The organism is Streptomyces sp. MnatMP-M17 (assembly GCF_900091995.1).
Classification (GTDB): domain Bacteria; phylum Actinomycetota; class Actinomycetes; order Streptomycetales; family Streptomycetaceae; genus Streptomyces.
In genome coordinates this window covers 1-4,029 of sequence record NZ_FMDK01000472.1, presented here as the reverse complement: position 1 = coordinate 4,029, position 4,029 = coordinate 1, and the positions used below count along the sequence as shown (strand labels likewise).

General features: G+C 72.1%; 4 protein-coding genes and 2 pseudogenes. 5 read left to right on the top strand and 1 reads right to left on the bottom strand.

Annotated elements, in window-relative coordinates; all coding sequences use genetic code 11:
- The 3 genes and pseudogenes from GA0115259_RS42030 to GA0115259_RS21235 all read left to right on the top strand — a co-directional run.
- Positions 1 to 198: pseudogene (locus tag GA0115259_RS42030) on the top strand (hypothetical protein); the annotation flags it as partial.
- Entirely contained in the window at positions 198 to 797 is a 600-nt protein-coding gene (cobO, locus tag GA0115259_RS21240) for a cob(I)yrinic acid a,c-diamide adenosyltransferase (protein WP_093599561.1), read from the top strand. The pseudogene GA0115259_RS42030 and the gene cobO, both read left to right, overlap by 1 nt.
- The gene (locus GA0115259_RS21235) at positions 791 to 2,179 is read left to right on the top strand and encodes a cobyrinate a,c-diamide synthase (protein ID WP_093599558.1); all 1,389 of its coding nucleotides are present in this window, start codon (positions 791 to 793) and stop codon (positions 2,177 to 2,179) included. Before cobO ends, GA0115259_RS21235 begins: the two co-directional genes overlap by 7 nt.
- A 31-nt stretch (positions 2,180 to 2,210) precedes the next feature.
- Here GA0115259_RS21235 and GA0115259_RS21230 read toward each other — a convergent pair whose 3' ends face one another.
- Positions 2,211 to 3,059 carry a ZIP family metal transporter gene (locus GA0115259_RS21230; protein WP_093599567.1) on the bottom strand — a complete coding sequence of 283 codons (849 nt, stop codon included), beginning with the start codon at positions 3,057 to 3,059 and terminating at the stop codon, positions 2,211 to 2,213.
- 78 nt (positions 3,060 to 3,137) lie between these two features.
- On the opposite strand from GA0115259_RS21230, the gene GA0115259_RS42025 reads away from it, so the two are divergent.
- The gene (locus GA0115259_RS42025) at positions 3,138 to 3,593 is read left to right on the top strand and encodes a cobalamin biosynthesis protein (RefSeq protein ID WP_345941026.1); all 456 of its coding nucleotides are present in this window, start codon (positions 3,138 to 3,140) and stop codon (positions 3,591 to 3,593) included.
- Positions 3,594 to 3,863: 270 nt separating this feature from the next.
- A pseudogene (locus GA0115259_RS42020) lies at positions 3,864 to 4,029 on the top strand (aminotransferase); the annotation flags it as partial.

The following is a 4,029-nucleotide window of genomic DNA, read 5'->3' as shown; positions in this document are numbered from 1 at the left end:
CGGCTCGGTCTGGCCGGTTCGCTCGCCGCCGCGCTCGCGGGCACGGCCATCACGCTCGACGAACTGCGGGCCGACAGCATCGCCGGTCTGGTCAGGGACGTACAGCAGGTCAGGCAACCGCAGCAGCCACCGCGACAGCAGGTCAGCAGCGACAACCGACGTGACGGACACAACGGACGCTCCAGGAGGGCCGCGTAATGCCGCAGGGACAGCCGGAGACCGTGCCGGACGACGGTCTCACCACCCGCCAGCGCCGTAACCGTCCGCTCGTACTCGTCCATACGGGCACCGGCAAGGGCAAGTCGACGGCGGCGTTCGGGCTCGCGCTGCGCGCGTGGACGCAAGGATGGCCGATCGGCGTCTTCCAGTTCGTGAAGTCCGCGAAGTGGCGGGTCGGCGAGGAGCGGGCGCTGACGGTGCTGGGTGCGAGCGGCGAGGGCGGTTCCGTCGTCTGGCACAAGATGGGCGAGGGCTGGTCCTGGGTGCAGCGCGACAGCCAGCTCTCCAACGAGGAGGCGGCGCGCGAGGGCTGGGAGCAGGTCAAGCGCGATCTGGCGGCCGAGACGCACAAGCTGTACGTTCTGGACGAGTTCGCCTATCCGCTGCACTGGGGCTGGGTGGACACGGACGAGGTGATCGAAGTGCTGCGCGACCGTCCCGGGACCCAGCATGTGGTGATCACCGGGCGCAACGCACCGGAGAAGCTGCTGGACTTCGCGGATCTGGTCACCGAGATGACCAAGGTCAAACACCCGATGGACGCGGGCCAGAAGGGCCAGCGGGGCATCGAGTGGTGAACGTACCGCGGCTGGTCATCGCAGCGCCCGCCTCCGGCAGCGGCAAGACCACGGTCGCGACGGGACTGATGGCGGCCTTCTCGGAGCGCGGTCTCACCGTGTCGCCGCACAAGGTGGGGCCCGACTACATCGATCCGGGCTATCACGCGCTGGCGGTCTCCGGCGACGGCCGGGCCCGTCCCGGCCGGAACCTCGACGCGTACATGTGCGGTCCCGGGCTGATCGGGCCGCTGTTCGCGCATGGCGCGGCGGGCTGCGACCTGGCGGTCGTGGAGGGCGTGATGGGGCTGTACGACGGCGCCTCGGGCCAGGGCGAACTGGCCTCCACCGCCCAGGTGTCGAAGCTGCTGCGGGCTCCGGTGGTGCTGGTGGTGGACGCCTCGTCGCAGTCGCGCTCGGTGGCGGCGCTGGTGCACGGCTTCGCCTCCTGGGATCCGGAGGTACGGATCGGCGGAGTGATCCTCAACAAGGTCGCCACGGACCGGCACGAGCGGCTGCTGCGCGACGCGCTGGACGAGTCGGGTGTGCCGGTGATGGGCGTGCTGCGGCGCACCGAACAGGTCGGTACGCCCTCGCGCCATCTCGGTCTGGTGCCGGTCGCCGAGCGGCGCGCCGAGGCGGTGGCGGCGATGCGGGAGCTGGCCGGGCGGGTACGGGCGGGCTGTGATCTGACGGCGCTGCTGGCGCTGGCGCGCAGTGCGCCGCCGCTGGATACGAGGGCGTGGGAGGCGGGCGCCTCAGCTGTCCCGGTCGCTTCGGTCGCTTCGGCGCGGCGTGGGCGGCCGGTGATCGCGATGGCCGGCGGGTCGGCCTTCACCTTCTCGTACGCGGAACACACCGAGCTGCTGACGGCCGCGGGCGCGGACGTCGTACCGTTCGATCCGCTGCGTGACGAACAACTCCCGGAAGAAACCCGGGGTTTGGTGATCGGGGGCGGCTTTCCCGAGGTGTACGCACCGGAGCTGTCCGCCAACGAGCCGCTGCGCAAGGCCGTGGCGGAGCTCGCGTACTCCGGCGCTCCGGTGGCCGCCGAGTGCGCCGGGCTGCTGTATCTGGCGCGCTCCCTGGACGGGCGGCCGATGTGCGGAGTGCTGGACGCCGACGCGCGGATGTCGGGACGGCTGACGCTCGGATACCGGGAGGCGGTGGCGGTCGGCGACAGCGCGCTGGCGCGGGCCGGAACGCGCGTGCGCGGGCACGAGTTCCACCGGACGGTACTGGAACCGGGCGCCGGGGACGCTCCCGCCTGGGGCGTGGTGCATCCGGAGCGCAGGACGGAAGGTTTCGTCCGGCAGGGCGTGCACGCGAGTTATCTGCATACGCACTGGGCGGCGGCGCCGGAGATGGCGCGGCGGTTCGTGGAGCGATGCTCGGAAGGCTGAGGGCTGAGGAGTGAGTACGTTGTGGCGCGCCTCAGGCGGCGAGACCGACCACCAGCCAGATGAAGGCCGCGCCCAGGACCGTACAGAGCAGGGTGGAGCGGGCCGGGTGCTCGTGGTGCGCTTCGGGCAGGATCTCGGCCGCCGCCAAATAGAGCAGACCGCCGCCGAAGAATCCGAGATAGCTGGCGAGCGCCTCCTCGGGCAGCGTGAACAGCACGGTGGACGCGGCGCCCAGCACCGGCGCGATCGCGTCCGCGACCAGCATCACGACCGCCCTGCGCCGGTCGTTCCCGTAGACGCTGGTGAGCGTATACGTGTTGAAGCCGTCGGCGAAGTCATGGGCGATGACGGCGAGGGCGACGGCGGCGCCCATCGCCTCGCCGACCTGGAAGGCCGCGCCGAGGGCGATACCGTCCATCACGCTGTGACCCACCATGGCCGCGGCGGCGGTCAGTCCGACCTCGGGTACCCGGCCGTTCATTCCGGGAGTCGCGCCGTGGGCGGAGGCGTGGGCGGAGTCGTGGACCGCGCCAGGACCGTCTCCAGGACCGTCGCTGTGCCCCGAGCCGTACACGGCGGGCTCCCGGGAGGCGGCGGTGCGCGGGCCGCCGCCGTGGGAGGCCTGACGGACCGCGAGCAAACGTTCCACCAGATGGGCTACGAGAAAGCCACCGACGAAGAGCAACAGCGCCTGCGGTACGCCGAAGATCTCGCGGCCCGCCGCGCGCATCGCCTCCGGCAGCAGATCCAGGCCCACGACACCGAGCATCAGCCCACCGGCCAGGCCCAGTACGAGATGGCGGCGGTCGGTGACGCGTTGCGCCGTCCAGCCGCCGAACAGCGTCATGAGGAACGCGCCGAGCGCGACGAACACGGCCATGCGCCCCTGCATAGCCGATCCGACGTCCATCTCGCACATCCGCGCTCCACGGCGCGGCCGGATCCGGAACCGCCGGAGTTGCCGGAACTGGTCGTCGGGATCGGCGCGAGCCGTGGCGCCTCCGTCGGGGAAGTGCTCGGGCTGATCGAGGAGGCGCTGCGGGACGCCGGGCTCGCGCCGGGCTCCGTGGTGGAGCTGGCGACCGTCGACACCAAGGCCGGTGAGCCCGCGATCGCCGGGGCCGCGGCGCGGCTGGGCGTGCCCGTACGGGGTTACGCGGCCGGTCTGCTGGCCGGAATCGCCGTACCTCATCCGTCCGGTGCGCCGCTGGCCGCCGTGGGCACACCGTCCGTCGCGGAGGCCGCCGCGCTCGCGGGCGGAGGCGTACTCCTCGTACCGAAACGGAAGTCGGACCCGGAGGGCCGGCCGGCCGCGGTCACCTGTGCGGTGGCGGGCCGTGGCGTACAGGGGCCGGGGCGGAGTGGAACCGGCGGGAGCGGAGATGATGTCGGTGTCGACGACAGAATCCGTTGACGCGGCGGCCGGTTGCCGGTGGTCAGAAACAGCGTCCTGTTGACGGCAGCGGCCCGTTGGCGGTAGAGAACAGCGGCCACGCGCTACAGCGCGCCGCGCCATGACGCCTCCGTATCCCGGTGGCATTCGGAAGGAGCCCGGTGACCCGCGTCGACCAGCCCAGCGAGAGCGTGGCGCCCCACGCGCGGGGACCGTACCCGCACCGGCCCGGACGGGCCCGTACAGCCATGCCCGGCATACCCGTACCCTGCGATCGACCGGTTGGCCGCCATGTCTACGCGCGGTGATCTCCATGATCTGCGCCATCACGGCGACGCCGAGATGCGCGACGGCGCGGCGGGACTGATCGATCTCGCCGTCAATGTCCGTACCGGCACTCCGCCGGAGTGGCTGCGCGCCCGTATCGCCGACTCGCTGGCCGGGCTCGCGGCGTATC

What these genes read in the sequence shown, in the direction of transcription:
- GA0115259_RS21230 (WP_093599567.1), bottom strand. Translation starts at nt 3,059, where the DNA reads ATGGCCGTGTTCGTCGCGCTCGGCGCGTTCCTCATGACGCTGTTCGGC.
- cobO (WP_093599561.1), top strand. Translation starts at nt 198, where the DNA reads ATGCCGCAGGGACAGCCGGAGACCGTGCCGGACGACGGTCTCACCACC.